Origin of the sequence: Allobosea sp. BH3, assembly GCF_025499465.1 — a bacterium.
Taxonomy (GTDB): Bacteria; Pseudomonadota; Alphaproteobacteria; order Rhizobiales; family Beijerinckiaceae; genus Allobosea.
This window is the reverse complement of the sequence record NZ_JAIMCA010000001.1, coordinates 660,684-675,140: the sequence shown is the minus strand read 5'-3', so window position 1 is coordinate 675,140 and position 14,457 is coordinate 660,684. Positions and strand designations below refer to the sequence as shown.

Here is a 14,457-nt window from a genome sequence, read left to right as displayed (position 1 = left end):
GGCGGGACGGAAAGCTATCACCCTGTCGTGACGGTTCAAGTCATGCGAATGCAGGTAGCGGCGGAGTCTGACCATGCGTCAGAACTTGGCCTCCCATGGTTGCGGAGCGGCGCGATCTGTCGCTCAATGCCGGCCGTCTAGCGACCGTTGGCCGCCCTATTCGAGGACGAGATGATGCTGCGCGTCCGTCACCTTCAAGCGCGTGTGCTGCGGGCGGGCCTCGTTGCCCTGGCCGTGGCCGTTCTCGGCGCGCCGCTTGCGCAGGCTCAGGCTCCCAACCCGCAGATGGCGGCGGCGCAGGCGAGCTTCGAGGCGATGACGGACGAGGAGCGCAAGGCGATCCAGAGCGACCTGATCTGGGCCGGCGGCTTCAGCGGCGCGGTCAGCGGCTCCTTCGGCCCCCTGACCTTCCGGGCGATCAACGCGTTCAAGGGCGGGCGTGGCCCGGCCGATGGCGTGCTCCCGCCGGCGGAGCGCGCGGCTCTCGCCAAGGCAGCCCAGGCGGCGCGCGATGCCGCGGGCTTCCGGCTGATCGCCGACGAGAAGACCGGGGTGCGTATCGGCGTCCCGACCAAGTTCCTGCCGAAGGCGGGCGCGGCTTCGTCGGGCAGCCGCTGGCAGAGCGCGGACGACAAGGTCACGCTCGATACCTCGGCGACGCCGCCGGGCGAGACTCTGGAGGCGATCTTCGAGAAAGCCGTCGCGGTCAATCCGAACAGCCCCCGCAAGATCACCTACAAGCTGCTGCGGCCGGACTTCTTCGTGGTGACGGGGGAGACGCCGACAGGCCGCTTCTACCGGCGCCTTGCGGCCGGGCCGCAGGGGCTGCGCGGCTTCTCGATCGGCTATGACAAGGCGCTGGCCCCGACCGTCGACAAGCTCGTCATTGCCATCGCGGGGAGTTTCGACCCCTTCCCGACAGAGCCGATGCAGCCGCCGGCCAGAATGGTCGCAACCGTGCGCGTGCCGCTCGACGGGCAGCCGGCGCTGATCCAGCCGGCCGTGCGGGCCAACGAGCGCTACGGCGTCGCGCTCGCCGTATCGGAGACCGTGGCGCTCGGAGCCGCGGCCGCTCTCGATGGCTGCCGGAGCCTGCGCGTCGGCACGCGGCCGGCGAAGCTGAGGGCGAAGGATGAGGCGAGCGGCCTCGTGCTGCTCGATCTGGAAGGGAAAGCCGCCGTCAGCACGCCAGGCCTGCGCGCCGAGGCGCCGGGGGCTGCGGAGGCGCTGGTGCTGGTCGCCTTCGGCGATGAAGCCGGCAAACGAGTGGCGGTCGCGCTGCCCGGCCAGAGCGTCCAGGCCGGGGGCAAGCCCGCGGTGAGGGCGCCGCTCCAGCCCGGGCAGGCCGGCGCGCCGGCCTTCGACCGGCAGGGGCGTCTCGCCGGGATCGTGACCGCGAACCCGTCCGACAAGCTGCTGGTCGCCGGCGTCGCGCCGCAGCGCAGCCACATGCTGGCCGATGCGGTCGTGATCCAGGCCGTGCTCGGCCGGGCGGGCCTGACGATGCCCGCGACCTCCGCCGCTGCGGAGCTCTCCACCGGGGCGGTGGTGGAGCGTGTTTCGGGCGCGGTCCTGCCCCTCGTCTGCGGTCTATAGCCCCCGCAAAAATGAGCGGTTGTCTGGCGGCGCGCGATCGGCTCAGATGCGCGCCTTCATCGAAGGGTGCCCGCCTGCGGGTTGAGAAGCGCCCATAATTTAATCGATTTAGCGAGGAGACTTGGATTATGACCACGACTATCGACAGGCGCAGTGTGCTCAAGGGCGCCGTCGGCGCTGGCCTCGGAGCCGCGGCGGCTGGCGCCGGGCTAATCGCCGCTCCGGCGATCGCGCAGGCTAAATATCCCACCCGGCCGATCACCATGATCTGCCCCTGGGGCGCGGGCGGCGGTACGGACGCCGTCGTGCGCATCATCGCCGCTCAGCTCGAGAAAAGCCTCGGCCAGCCGGTCAACGTGGTGAACCGCACCGGCGGCTCGGGCGTCGTCGGCCATTCGGCGATCGCGATGGCTGCGCCGGACGGATACAATCTCGGCATCATCACCTCCGAGATCGCGATGATGCATCATCAGGGGCTGACCCAGCTCACCTATGCGGACTACACGACGCTGGCGCTGATGAACGACGACCCGCCGGGCGTGCAGGTCAACGTCAACTCCCCCTACAAGGACATCAAGGCGCTGGCCGACGCCATCAAGGCGGCGCCTGCCGGCAAGTTCAAGGCCTCCGGCACGGGCCAGGGCGGCATCTGGCACCTGGCGCTGATCGGCTGGCTGCAGGGCATGGGCCTCAAGCCGGATCACGTCGCCTGGGTGCCGTCGAACGGCGCAGCTCCGGCGATGCAGGACCTCGCGGCCGGCGGCCTCGATCTGGTGACCTGCTCGGTGCCGGAAGGCAAGGCGATGATCGATGCCGGCAAGGCGAAGTCGCTCGTCATCATGGCGCCCGAGCGCAACCCGCTCTTCAAGGACGTTCCCACCCTGAAGGAGGCACTGGGCATCGACTTCAGCATCGGTTCCTGGCGCGGCATCGGCGGTCCTAAGAACCTGCCGCCGGAGGTCGCCAAGCTGCTCTCGGCCGAGCTCAAGAAGATCTACGACTCCAAGGAGTACAAGGACTTCATGGCCGCACGCGGCTTGACGATGCGCTATGCCGATGCCGAAGCCGCCTCCAAGTTCATGGGCGAGAGCGACAAGGCCATGGGCGCCTTCATGAAGGCCGGCGGTCTCGCCAAGGGCTGACCGCGCAAATACCGGAAGCCGGCGGGGTCCTGTGCCCTGCCGGCCAACCGTGCATAGCTTTTACCCCCTCCAAAATGAGAGTTGTCACCCGGCGCGCAATCGGCTCAGATGAGCGCGCATCAAGGGCGTCCGTCTTCGGATCGAGAAGCGCCCGCAGCTAAATCGATTTAGCGGAGGAGACTGGGGAATGAACACAATCGACAGGCGTGGTGTGCTCAAAGGCGCAGCCGCGGGTGCAGCAACGCTCATTGCGGCGCCGGCCATCGCTCAAGCGGCGTGGCCGAGCCGCCCGATCACCATGGTCTGCCCCTGGGGGGCGGGTGGCGGCACGGACGCCACGGCGCGCATCGTGGCGCAGCTTCTGGAAAAGGACCTCGGCCAGCCGGTCAACGTGGTCAACCGCACCGGCGGCTCCGGCGTGGTCGGCCATTCGGCCATCGCGACGGCGGCGGCGGACGGCTACAACATCGGCATGCTGACGGTCGAGATCGCCATGATGCATCATCAGGGCCTGACCGACCTGAAATCGACGAGCTACACCTCGCTCGCGCTGATGAACGAGGACCCGCCGGGCGTGCAGGTCTCGGCCACAGGCCCCTACAAGGACATCAAGGCGCTGGCTGACGCCATCAAGGCGTCTCCTGCCGGCAAGCTCAAGGCGTCGGGCACCGGCCAGGGCGGCATTTGGCATCTCGCGCTCATCGGCTGGCTCGTCGCCATGGGCCTCAAGCCCGATCATGTCGCCTGGGTGCCGTCGAACGGCGCGGCCCCGGCCATGCAGGATCTGGCGGCCGGCGGCCTCGACATGGTGACCTGCTCGGTGCCCGAGGGCCGGGCGATGATCGACGCCGGCAAGGCCAAGTCGCTGGCGATCATGGCCAACGCGCGCAACCCGCAGTTCAAGGATGTGCCGACGCTGAACGAGACGCTCGGGATCAACTACTCGATCGGCGCCTGGCGCGGCATCGGCGCGCCGAAGGGCCTGCCGCCGGAGATCGCCGCCAAGCTGACGGCGGCGCTCAAGAAGGCCTTCGATTCGAAGGATTATCAGGACTTCATGAACTCCCGCGGCTTCGGCATGAAGTTCGCGGATGGACCGGGCTTCGCCGCCTTCATGGCTGCGAGCGACAAGTCCATGGAAACCGCCATGAAGGCGGCCGGCCTCGCCAAGGGCTGAGACAAGAAAAAAAACGGCGCCGGGAGCGGACCGACGCTCCCGGCGTCTTCGTTTGATTTTGGGGTGGCGCTCTTCGCGAGGAGCTTGACGTCTTGTTACTATCAGATCGCATCACAGGCTCCACGCTTGCCGCGTTGGGCGCCGCCGCATTCTTCTACGGCTCGAAGCTGCCGCCCGTTCCGGGACAACAAGTCGGTCCCTCAGCCTTTCCGATGGTCGTCGGCGCGGGGCTCGTGCTCTGCGGCGGGCTGATCGTCTTCGGGATCGGCCGCCACTTCGAGGAGGTTGCCGAGGCCGATGTCGTCGCCCATGCGACGGCGGAAGAGCTGAAGCCGCTGCCGGCCTGGCACAATTGGCTGGCGCTGCTGCCGCCGGCGCTGCTGGTCTTCTATGCGCTCGCCTCCGAGACGCTCGGCTTCCTGCCGACCGCGGCGATCATGGTTCTGGTGGCGAGCTTCGCTTTCGGGGCGAAGCCGAAGCTTGCCGTGCCGCTGGCGATCGTCGCGCCGTTCGTGATCAACATGATCTTCCTGAAGCTCCTGCGCGTGCCGCTGCCCAGCGGCATCCTGCCGTTCCCCTGGTGAGAAGGACCTGACGATGGATACCGTCATCAAGGCCTTCGGCCTCGTCTTCCAATTCGATGTCATGATCGCGATCTTCGCCTCGGCCATTTACGGGCTGACGGTCGGAGCGCTGCCCGGTCTTTCGGCCACCATGGCGACGGCGCTGCTCGTGCCGGTCACCTTCTACCTGTCGCCGATCGCGGCGATCGCGACGATCATCACCGCCTCGGCGATGGCGATCTTCTCCGGCGACATTCCGGGCTGCCTGCTGCGCATCCCCGGCACGCCGGCCTCGGCCGCCTATACCGACGAGGCCTATGCGATGACCCGCAAGGGCCAGGCGGAGACCGCGCTCGGCATCTGCCTGTGGTTCTCGGCGCTTGGCGGCATCGCCGGCACGCTCTCGCTGATGCTGATCGCGCCGCTGCTCGCGGAGATGGCGCTCTCGTTCTCGACCTATGAGAACTTCTGGCTCGCCATGCTGGGTCTGATGTGCTCGACGCTGGTGGCCCGTTCCTCGCCGATCAAGGCGATTGCCGCGATGCTGCTCGGCTTGCTGATCACCTGCGTCGGCATCGACAATCCGGGCGGCGTGGCGCGCTTCACCTTCGGTTCGACGGATCTGCTGGGCGGCATCGAGCCGATCCCGGCGCTGGTCGGCGTCTTCGCGCTGGCCGAGGTGATGCGGGCGCTCACCGAGCGCGCGCCGCCGAAGATCGAGAACCGACGGCTGGGGAGCATCCTCAAGGGCCAGTGGAAGCTCACCAAGGAATATCCCAAGCAGCAGACGCGCGGAAACATCGTCGGCATCATCATCGGCGTGTTGCCGGGTGCCGGCGCCGACATGGCAGCCTGGGTCAGCTATGCGATGGCCAAGCGCTTCTCGAAGACGCCGGAGAAATTCGGCACGGGCCATCCGGAAGGGTTGATCGAGGCCGGCGCCTCCAACAACGCCTCGCTCGCTTCGGGCTGGGTGCCGGCGCTACTCTTCGGCATTCCCGGTGACACGATCACCGCGATCGCCATCGGCGTGCTCTACATGAAGGGGCTGAACCCCGGGCCGACGCTGTTCACCACCCAGGCCGAGAGCATGTATGCGCTCTACATCATCTTCATCCTCGGCAATATCATCATGATCCCCTTGGGCATCGTCATGATCCGGCTGGCGAGCCGCGTCGTCGGGGCGCCGCGCTCGGCAGTGATGCCGGTGATCATGATCTTCTGTGCGGTCGGTGCCTTTGCCACGGCGGGCAACAACCTCTTCGCGGTCTGGTGCGTCGCCTTCTTCGGCCTGTTCGGCTTCGTGATGGAGAAGAACGGCTATCCGGTCGCGGCGATGGTGCTCGGCATCGTCATGGGCACGATGGTGGAGCAGAGCTTCGTCACCTCGCTGATCAAGTCGGACGGCTCGGTGCTGCCCTTCTTCGACCGGCCGGTGTCGTCGGTGCTGGCGTCGCTGACCTTCGCGGCGCTGCTCTGGCCCGTCTTCTCCTGGACGCGCGACTGGGTCCGGAACCGCAGGGCGGTGGCGGCCTGAGGGCCGCCACTCATTCACTTCTTCAGGAAGGCTGCAAAGGCTGCGATCGCCTCGGGCGAGCGCAGCCTTTCGCCGAAATGGCGGGCCTCGGTCGCGATGGTCTCGGCCACTGCCGCGGCCGAGCCGCGCTTCAGCAGCATCTTGGTCAGGGCCAGGGATTCAGGCGGCAGCGCGGCGAGCGCCTTGGCGCGGGCGAACCCTGCCTCCAGCGCCGTGCCTTCCTCGACCACGGCGTTGACGAGCCCGGCCTCGGCGGCCGTGGCGGCATCGAAGGGCGCGCCCAGCATCAGCAGTTCGGCCGCCTTCTTGGATCCGGCGACGACCGGCAGCAGATAGCTCGATCCGCCTTCCGGCGAGAGGCCGAGCGCGGTGAAGGGCAGGCGGAAGGTCGCCGAGCGGCCGGCGAAGGCGAGGTCGCAATGCAGCAGCATCGTCGTGCCGATGCCGACGGCGAAGCCCTCGACGGCGGCGACGATCGGCTTCTTCGCTGTCGAGATCGCATTCAGGAAGTCGATGGCGACGCGCGGGCCCTCGCCGGCCGCGGCGGCCATGGCGAAATCCTTGATGTCGTTGCCGCTGGTGAAGCAGCCGCCCGCACCGGTCAGCAGCATGGCGCGGATCGAGGCATCGGCCTCGGCCGCGGCGATGGCGTCGATGAGGCCGGCGTAGCTGGCGCGGTCGAGCGCGTTCTTGCGGTCTGGCCGGTTCATGGTGATCTGCACGACGCCGTCCGCGGCGACCTGGCTCAGCACGCTTTCGCTCATTGTTTCGCTCCTCCGCTGCTGCCGGGATGGCATGGGCTCTCGCGCAGGGTCAAGCGAGGCAGCGCCCCCCGGCCTGTGGCCGTGCCGTTGCCACCATGAGACGGCAGGCTTTAAACAACGGCGCGACTCAGAGGCTGGAGATGCCGTCGATGACGAAGGTCCGATACGAGGTTCGTGGGCGTGTCGCGCTCGCCACCATCGACGGCCCGCCGGTGAATGCGCTCGGGGCGGAGGTGCGCGCCGGGCTCGCGGACGCAGTCGAGCGGGCGAATAAGGACGCCGGCGTCACGGCTCTGGTGGTCGCAGCCGAGGGCAAGGCCTTCATCGCCGGGGCCGACATCAGCGAGTTCGGCAAGCCGCCGGTCGCGCCGAGTCTGCCCGACCTGCTCGACGCCATTGCCGGCTCGTCAAAGCCGGTCGTCGCGGCCATCCAGGGCGTGGCGCTCGGCGGTGGGCTGGAGGTAGCGCTCGCCTGCCACGGCCGCGTGGCCCTGACCGGGGCGAAGCTCGGCCTGCCCGAGATCAAGCTCGGCCTTATTCCCGGCGCCGGCGGCACGCAGCGCCTGCCGCGGCTGATCGGCGCGGCGAAAGCGTTCCCGATGATGCTCTCGGGCGAGCCCGTCTCGGCTGGGCAGGCGCTCGAATACGGGCTTCTGGACGAGGTCGTCTCGGAGAACGTCGTCGCGGTCGCCTCGCAGCTTGCCGAAACGCTTGCCGCCACAGGGGCCGGGCGAACTGCCGCCGACCGGCTGACGGAGGCGGACCGCGAGGCCTTCGAGGCGCTTGCCGCCGAGGCGCTGAAGAAGGCCGAGGGCGCGCCCAATGTCCCGGCGCTGGTCGAGGCGGTGCGCAGCGTCTTCAGCCTGCCCTTCGCGGAAGGGCTCGCGGTCGAGCGCCGGCTCTTCCTCGAACTCGTCGCGGATGAACGCTCGAAGGCGCTGCGCCATGTCTTCTTTGCCGAGCGCGAGGTGGCGAAACTCCCCGGCATCGGGCCCGAGGTGAAGCCGCGCGAGATCCTGAGCGCCGCCGTGATCGGCGCTGGCACCATGGGCGGGGGCATCGCGATGTGCTTCGCCAATGCCGGCATCCCGGTGACGCTGATCGAGACCGCGCAGGCGCCGCTCGACAACGGCATGAACCGCATCGCCGCGATCTACGACATCTCGGTGCAGCGCGGCTCGCTGACGCCGGAGGCGCGGGCGCAGCGCCTCAAGCGGATCACGCCTGCGGTCGGCCTCACCGCGGCGGCCAAGGCCGACATCGTCATCGAGGCCGCCTTCGAGGAGATGGGCGTGAAGCAGAGCATCTTCACCGGGCTCGACAAGGTGGCCAAGCCCGGCGCGATCCTGGCGAGCAACACCTCCTATCTCGACATCCCGACCATCGCCGCGGCAACGGGGCGTCCGCAGGATGTGCTCGGCATGCATTTCTTCAGCCCGGCCAACGTCATGAAGCTGCTGGAGGTGGTGCGGACGAAGGAGGTTGCGGACGATGTCGTCGTGACCGCCGTCGCGCTCGGGCGCCGGCTCGGCAAGGTGCCGGTCGTGGTCGGCAATGGCTTCGGCTTCGTCGGCAACCGCATGCTGGAGCAGCGCACCCGCGCGACCGAGCGCCTGCTGGTGGCGGGCGCGCTGCCGCACGAGATCGACGCGGCGCTGACCGGCTTCGGCTTCAAGATGGGCCCCTGCGCCATGGCCGATCTCGCCGGCAACGACATCGGCTGGCGCTCGCGCAAGGCGCGGGGCCTGAAGGCTTCCGTGGCGGATGCGATCTGCGAGGCCGGCTGGTTCGGCCAGAAGACCGGGCGCGGCTATTACCTCTATCCGCAGGGTGCCCGCGCCGGACAGCGCGACCCCGAGGTCGAGGCGCTGATCGCGCGCATCTCGGCCGAGAAGGGCGTGACGCGCCGCTCGTTCACGTCCGAAGAGATCCTGGCGCGACTGCTCGACCCGATGGTGAACGAGGGCGCGCGCATCCTGGAAGCCGGCATCGCGGCGCGGCCGGGCGACATCGATATCGTCTGGATCAACGGCTACAACTGGCCGGCCTGGCGCGGCGGGCCGATGTTCTGGGCCGACAGCGTCGGGCTCGATGTCATCGCAAAGCGCCTGGAGGCACTGGCGGCCGAGACCGGCGACAAGGCGCTGGAGCCCGCGCCGTTGCTGCAGCGGCTGGCGGCCGAGCGCAAGGGCTTTGGCAGTTTGAAGGGCTGAGCGGGCCCTTCTTGCTGACACTTGCGCGTCATGCTCGGGCTTGACCCGAGCATCTCAGGACACGGAGGCGTCTGAGTCTCTTCCGGCAGGAGATTCTCGGGTCAAGCCCGAGAATGACGCAGCTCGTCGGATCGGCGCATCCGACCCGTGTTTCCATCGTCATGCCGCCCAAGCTAGTCTCTCCCGCGTGAGTTCATCCGGGAGGGGCGTTTGGCTTCGGGTCTGTTCGCATTGCTCGACGATGTCGCGGGCATCGCCAAGGTCGCGGCTTCGTCGGTCGACGATCTCGCCGGCATGGCGAAGGTCGCGACCTCCTCGCTCGACGATGTGGCGGCGCAGGCCGGCAAGGCCGGCGCCAAGGCGGCCGGCGTCGTCATCGATGATGCGGCGGTGACGCCGCGCTATGCGGTGGGTTTCGCGGCCACCCGCGAACTGCCGATCATCTGGCGCATCGCGATGGGCTCGCTGCGCAACAAGCTTCTCTTCCTGCTGCCGGGCGCGCTGATCCTCGCGCTCGTCGCGCCCTGGGCGATCACGCCATTGCTGATGGCCGGCGGCGCCTATCTCTGCTTCGAGGGGGCGGAGAAGGTGCTGGAGCTGGTGCTGCCGCACGGTTCGCATGGCGATGGCAAGGCAGGGGAGCCGGTCGGCGATTCCGCCGCGCTCGAGCAGCAGAAGATCGCCGGCGCGATCAAGACCGATTTCATTCTCTCGGCGGAGATCATGGCGATCACGCTGGCTGGCGTCTCCGACCAGTCCTTCTGGATGAAGGCGGCGGTCCTTGCCGTCGTCGGCATCGGCATCACCGCCGCGGTCTATGGCGTGGTGGCACTGATCGTGAAGGCGGACGATTTCGGCGTGGCGCTCGCCGCCAACCCGCGCCCGGCGTCGAGCCTGCTGGGATTGCTGCGGCGGAATCCGGAAGGGGCGAACGGGTTCGACCGGGCGCTCGCCCGGCTGACGCAACCGCTCGGCCGGGCGCTGGTTGTGGGCATGCCGCATTTCCTGAGCCTGCTGGGCACGGTCGGAACCGCGGCGATGCTCTGGGTCGGGGGCGGCATCATCATCCATGGGCTGGAAGGCTATGGCCTCGCCGGTCTCGGACATGGCGTCCATGATCTCGCGGCCGCGGCCGGCCGGGCTCTTCCGGCAGCGGTCGGTGGTGTCGGCGAATGGCTGGTGGGCGCTGCGCTGGCGGCGATCTTCGGGCTGATCGTCGGCAGCATCGTCGTCCTAGCGATGCACTGGCTGGTAGGGCCTGTGCTCAAGCTCTTCAGGAAAGATACGGCCAAGCCATTATCGGAAGGCGGGCCGGGACACTGAAGGAACCACGCCGCCGTTCTGGGGCTTCGCTCAATCCAGCCAGGTGGTGAAGCTCTCGACCGGCTCGCGTTCGGGCACGAGGCGGTTGGCCGGGGCTTCGGGATCAGCCTTGCCGATGGCGATGCCGCAGACGACGATCTCGTTCTCGGGGATGACGAGCTCGCGCCGAACGATTGTATGGAACTGTGCGAAAATCGCCTGTGGGCAGGAATCGAGGCCGTGGCCCTGCGTCGCGACCAGCAGAGTCTGGATGAACATGCCGAGATCGAGCCAGGACCCGATCTCGAGATCGCGATCAATGGTCAGCATCAGCGCGACGGGCGCATCGAAGAAGCGCAGATTGGCGGCCGTCTGGCGCTTCATGCCCTCGGTGTCGCCCTTCACCACGCCGAGCAGGCCATAGAGGTCCCAGCCGACCTTGCGGCGGCGGGCGAGGTAGGGTTCGCGGAAGTGCTCGGGATAGTAGCGGTATTCCTCGACGCCCGGCCGCTCGCCGGCTTCCAGGGCCGCCAGCAGCGCCGCCTCCAGCCGCGCCCGCGTTTGCGGCCCGATCACCCGGAGCTTCCAGGGCTGCATGTTGGTGCCGGAGGGGGACTGCGCGGCGAGATCGATCAGGTGGCGCATCAGCGCGGGATCGACCGGATCGGGCAGGAAGCCGCGCACGGCACGGCGCGAGCGGATGGCGTGTTCGACGGCTTCGGCAGGCATCATCGCGTCGATCCTTCTGCGTTCGCCGGCGGCGGTGCTATTCAAGCGGGCAGGATTCGCCCGCGATTGAGGATGTTGCCGGGGTCGAGCGTCCGCTTCAACGAGCCCATCAGGGCGATTTCCTCGGGCGAGCGGCTCATGCCGAGATAGGGGCGCTTGAGGATGCCGACGCCATGCTCGGCGGAGACGCTGCCTTCCATCTCGCGGACCAACTCATAGAGGATGTCGGCGAAGCCCGAGAGTTCCATGACCGCCGAATGGATCGAGATGTGCAGGTTGCTGTCGGCGAGATGGCCGAAGACGATGGCGAACGCCTCGGGGCTTCGCGCCACGACGCGCTCGCGCAGCAGCGCGACCGCCTTTTCCATCGAGCCCAGCGGAATGCTGACGTCGAAATGCACGCCGGGCGGCAGGTCGCGGTAGAACTCGTAGTTTGCCTCGCGATAGGCCCAGAAGCGGGTGCGGTCGCGGCCGGACTGCGCGATCAGGGCATCGTCCAGCAGGCCCTCTTCCGCCAGTTCGGCGAGAGCTTCAGCAAAGGCCTCTTCACCGGCTGCGGAGCCCATCGCGGCCTCGATGACGAGCGTAAGCTCGGGGCGCGCGGCGGGGAAAGGCCAGGGCAGGCCGCCATGATCGACGGCGGCCTTCATGTATTCCGGCCACATCGCCTCGAAGGCGAGCAGGCTGCCGCCGAGGCGGGCTTCGAGGCGGTTCAGCGCCGCGAGCGCCTTGCCGACATCCTGTGCCGCGCAGAGCGCGGTCTGCACGCCGGTCACTGCCGGCTGCAGGGCGAGCAGCACGCGGGTTACGACGCCGAGCGTGCCCTCGCTGCCGATGAAGAGCTGCGTCCAGTCATAGCCGGCATTGTTCTTCACCACCTTCTTCAGGTGGCTGACGATGCGCCCATCGGCGGTGACGACCTCGAGGCCGAGTACGTTGCGCCGGGTCATGCCGTAGCGCAGCACCTGCACGCCGCCGGCATTGGTCGCGACATTGCCGCCGATGGTGCAGCTGCCGCGCGCGCCGAGATCGACGCCGTAGAGGAAGCCCGCCTCCGCCGCCTTCTCCTGCACGACGGAGAGGGGCGTGCCGGCGAGCACCGTCATGGTCCGGGAGACCGGGTCGATCTCCTCGACGCCGCTCATCCGCTCCAGCGACAGCGCGACCTCGCCCGCCTGGGGTGAGGCGCCGCCGGCGAGGCCGGTCATGCCGCCCTGGACGACGACGGGCAGCGAGAAGCGCGAGCAGATCGCCAGCACCGCCGCGACCTCATCTGTCGAGCGCGGCGTGACGAGGGCGGCCGGCAGGCCTTCCGCCGCCTTGGAGGCGTCCTTGCGGTTGCGGGCGGGGATCGCCTCGCCCGTTCGCAGGCTGCCCGGCCCGACCGCCTCCGCCAGCGCTGTCAGCGCATCGTCGGGAATGGTCATGTCAGGCTCCTAGGGGTAGCGGGAGGCGATGTGCGGCTGGTCGGTTTTCTTACCGCATTTTCTTCACGCGAACCGGGGTCCACTTCGCTTGAAAATGCTTCAGCCAGCTTTGCGCGCGTCGAGGAAGGCGGCATGCTCTTTCACGAGATCGCCGGCCAGCGCCTTGGCGATCAGGGTGCGCGTGTTGGGCAGGCCGTAGATGGCCGCGAAGGAGCCGAAGCGCGGCCCCTGATCCTCGCCGAACATCACCTGATAGATCGCTTTCCACCAATCGCCGGAGACGCCCGGCCGCTCCGGCGTGGCGTTCTTGGCGGCGAGGTTCTGGTAGCGCGGGATGGCGCGCGCGACGTCGAGCGCGGTGTCCTGCACCATCTCGGGCGTCGCATCTGCCGGCAGCGCGGCGATGGCGGCGTCGAGCTTCGTGAAAGCTTCGCGCTCGACCTCGTCGGCCGGGCGGTAGTTCTTTGCCGGTTTCACGAAGTCGCGGAAATAGGCGATGGCGTAGCCGACCAGCGCGTCGAGGCGCGGATGCGTCTGCGACGAGATGCCCGGGGCGTAGCGCTGGAGGAAGCCCCAGAGCACGGCCTTGTCCTCGGAGTTCGCCACGGCGACGAGGTTCATCAGCAGGCCGAAGGTGACCTGCGTCCTGACCGCGTTCTCGCCCTCGCCGGTGGAGACGACCTCCGGGGCCGGCGGCTCGCCGTCATGGAGATGCCAGACCGGGTTGCCGAGGCGGTTCTTCCAATCCTGCTTCTCATAGCCGTTGAGGAACTGGAGATATTCGTCGATGGCGCGCGGGATGACGTCGAAGTGGAGCTTCTTGGCCTCGCGCGGGCGCTGGAACATGTAGAGCGCCAGGCTTTCCGGCGGGCCGTAGGTCAGCCATTCCTCGATGGTCAGGCCGTTGCCCTTGGACTTCGAGATCTTCTGGCCCTGCTCGTCGAGGAAGAGCTCGTAGTTGAAGCCCTCCGGCGGCGGGGCGTCGAGGGCGCGGGCGATCTGCGAGGAGACCTTGACCGAGTCGATCAGGTCCTTGCCCGCCATCTCGTAGTCGACGCCGAGCGCAACCCAGCGCATCGCCCAGTCCGGCTTCCATTGCAGCTTCACATGGCCGCCGGTGACGGGGGTGACGAAGCGCTCTTTGGTTTCCGGATCGGCCCAGGCGATGGTGCCGGCCTCGACATCGACCTCGTCGATCGGCACCTGCATGACGACGCGCGTCTTCGGGTGGATCGGGAGGAAGGGCGAGTAGGTCGCCGCCCGCTCCTCGCGCAGCGTGGGCAGCATGATCTTCATCACCGCATCGTAGCGGGCGAGCATCTTGAGCAGCGTCGCGTCGAACTCGCCGGCACGGTAGCTGTCCGTCGAGGACTTGAACTCGTAGTCGAAGCCGAAGCCGTCGAGGAAGGCGCGCAGGCGGGCGTTGTTGTGGCGGCCGAAGCTGTCGTGCGTGCCGAACGGATCCGGCACCTCGGTCAGCGGCTTGCCGAGATTGGCGGCGAGCAGATCCTTGTTCGGCACGTTGTCCGGCACCTTGCGCAGGCCGTCCATGTCGTCCGAGAAGGCGATCAGCCGGGTCGGGATGGTGTCGCCGGTGAGCACGCGGAAGGCGTGGCGCACCATGGAGGTGCGTGCGACCTCGCCGAAGGTGCCGATATGCGGCAGGCCCGAGGGGCCGTAGCCGGTTTCGAAGATCACCGATTTCTTGCCCGACTTCTCGATGCGAGCCACGAGTTTGCGCGCTTCCTCGAACGGCCAGGCGGCCGAACGCTGGGCGGCGTCAACGAGGGCGGCGTCGAAGGCGGGCATGTGGTCGGGAATCCTCTCTTTTCGGCGAGAAGCCGGATCATCGGCTTTGGCAGATCAGAAAGGGCCGCGTCAATGCTTCTGAGACCAGCCGTCATGCATGTCGATGACTGGCTCGGGGGGGCAGAACCAAATCCCTACGGTTTGTCGACTTGCCTCTAGAGCGATCTTCAAGCCTACTCTAATTCGAGTGACTTCTTA

At 68.1% G+C, this 14,457-nt stretch carries 11 protein-coding genes; 7 read left to right on the top strand and 4 right to left on the bottom strand.

Annotation, left to right across the window (positions count from 1 at the left end; all coding sequences use genetic code 11):
• Positions 1-174 precede the first annotated feature (174 nt).
• The 5 genes from BoBH3_RS03240 to BoBH3_RS03220 all read left to right on the top strand — a co-directional run bounded on the left by BoBH3_RS03240 (position 175) and on the right by BoBH3_RS03220 (position 6,015).
• Positions 175-1,596, top strand: coding sequence for a serine protease (locus BoBH3_RS03240; protein ID WP_262329305.1), 1,422 nt, complete (start codon positions 175-177; stop codon positions 1,594-1,596).
• Positions 1,597-1,724: 128 nt separating this feature from the next.
• On the top strand, positions 1,725-2,738 hold the full coding sequence (locus tag BoBH3_RS03235) for a tripartite tricarboxylate transporter substrate binding protein (protein ID WP_262329304.1): 1,014 nt from the start codon (positions 1,725-1,727) through the stop codon (positions 2,736-2,738).
• 187 nt (positions 2,739-2,925) lie between these two features.
• Complete coding sequence (locus tag BoBH3_RS03230; RefSeq protein WP_262329303.1) at positions 2,926-3,915, top strand: tripartite tricarboxylate transporter substrate binding protein; 990 nt, start codon at positions 2,926-2,928, stop codon at positions 3,913-3,915.
• Positions 3,916-4,007: 92 nt separating this feature from the next.
• Positions 4,008-4,499 carry a tripartite tricarboxylate transporter TctB family protein gene (locus BoBH3_RS03225; RefSeq protein ID WP_262329302.1) on the top strand — a complete coding sequence of 164 codons (492 nt, stop codon included), beginning with the start codon at positions 4,008-4,010 and terminating at the stop codon, positions 4,497-4,499.
• 13 nt (positions 4,500-4,512) lie between these two features.
• Positions 4,513-6,015 (top strand): tripartite tricarboxylate transporter permease, encoded by a 1,503-nt coding sequence (locus BoBH3_RS03220; protein WP_262329301.1) that lies wholly within the window; start codon positions 4,513-4,515, stop codon positions 6,013-6,015.
• A gap of 14 nt (positions 6,016-6,029) precedes the next feature.
• Here the strand turns inward: BoBH3_RS03220 and BoBH3_RS03215 are convergent, their stop codons facing one another.
• Entirely contained in the window at positions 6,030-6,779 is a 750-nt protein-coding gene (locus BoBH3_RS03215) for an enoyl-CoA hydratase-related protein (protein WP_262329300.1), read from the bottom strand.
• 140 nt (positions 6,780-6,919) lie between these two features.
• Here BoBH3_RS03215 and BoBH3_RS03210 point away from each other — a divergent pair, with 140 nt between their 5' ends.
• Positions 6,920-8,992, top strand: a complete 2,073-nt coding sequence (locus tag BoBH3_RS03210) for a 3-hydroxyacyl-CoA dehydrogenase NAD-binding domain-containing protein (RefSeq protein WP_410050544.1) — start codon at positions 6,920-6,922, stop codon at positions 8,990-8,992.
• Between the two features lie 210 nt (positions 8,993-9,202).
• Positions 9,203-10,315, top strand: coding sequence for a DUF808 domain-containing protein (locus BoBH3_RS03205; RefSeq protein WP_262329298.1), 1,113 nt, complete (start codon positions 9,203-9,205; stop codon positions 10,313-10,315).
• Between the two features lie 30 nt (positions 10,316-10,345).
• Here the strand turns inward: BoBH3_RS03205 and BoBH3_RS03200 are convergent, their stop codons facing one another.
• The 3 genes from BoBH3_RS03200 to BoBH3_RS03190 form a co-directional block, all read right to left on the bottom strand.
• A complete protein-coding gene (locus BoBH3_RS03200; RefSeq protein WP_262329297.1) occupies positions 10,346-11,026 on the bottom strand; it encodes a nitroreductase in 681 nt (226 codons plus the stop codon).
• Positions 11,027-11,064: 38 nt separating this feature from the next.
• Positions 11,065-12,450: an FAD-binding oxidoreductase gene (locus BoBH3_RS03195; protein ID WP_262329296.1), complete on the bottom strand. Its 1,386-nt coding sequence runs from the start codon at positions 12,448-12,450 to the stop codon at positions 11,065-11,067.
• Positions 12,451-12,549: 99 nt separating this feature from the next.
• Positions 12,550-14,259 (bottom strand): lysine--tRNA ligase, encoded by a 1,710-nt coding sequence (locus BoBH3_RS03190; protein ID WP_262329295.1) that lies wholly within the window; start codon positions 14,257-14,259, stop codon positions 12,550-12,552.
• Positions 14,260-14,457 lie beyond the last annotated feature (198 nt).

Coding starts and splice junctions, on each gene's coding strand:
- BoBH3_RS03240 (WP_262329305.1), top strand. CDS start 175: ATGCTGCGCGTCCGTCACCTTCAAGCGCGTGTGCTGCGGGCGGGCCTC.
- BoBH3_RS03235 (WP_262329304.1), top strand. CDS start 1,725: ATGACCACGACTATCGACAGGCGCAGTGTGCTCAAGGGCGCCGTCGGC.
- BoBH3_RS03230 (WP_262329303.1), top strand. CDS start 2,926: ATGAACACAATCGACAGGCGTGGTGTGCTCAAAGGCGCAGCCGCGGGT.
- BoBH3_RS03220 (WP_262329301.1), top strand. CDS start 4,513: ATGGATACCGTCATCAAGGCCTTCGGCCTCGTCTTCCAATTCGATGTC.
- BoBH3_RS03215 (WP_262329300.1), bottom strand. CDS start 6,779: ATGAGCGAAAGCGTGCTGAGCCAGGTCGCCGCGGACGGCGTCGTGCAG.
- BoBH3_RS03210 (WP_410050544.1), top strand. CDS start 6,920: ATGCCGTCGATGACGAAGGTCCGATACGAGGTTCGTGGGCGTGTCGCG.
- BoBH3_RS03200 (WP_262329297.1), bottom strand. CDS start 11,026: ATGATGCCTGCCGAAGCCGTCGAACACGCCATCCGCTCGCGCCGTGCC.
- BoBH3_RS03195 (WP_262329296.1), bottom strand. CDS start 12,450: ATGACCATTCCCGACGATGCGCTGACAGCGCTGGCGGAGGCGGTCGGG.
- BoBH3_RS03190 (WP_262329295.1), bottom strand. CDS start 14,259: ATGCCCGCCTTCGACGCCGCCCTCGTTGACGCCGCCCAGCGTTCGGCC.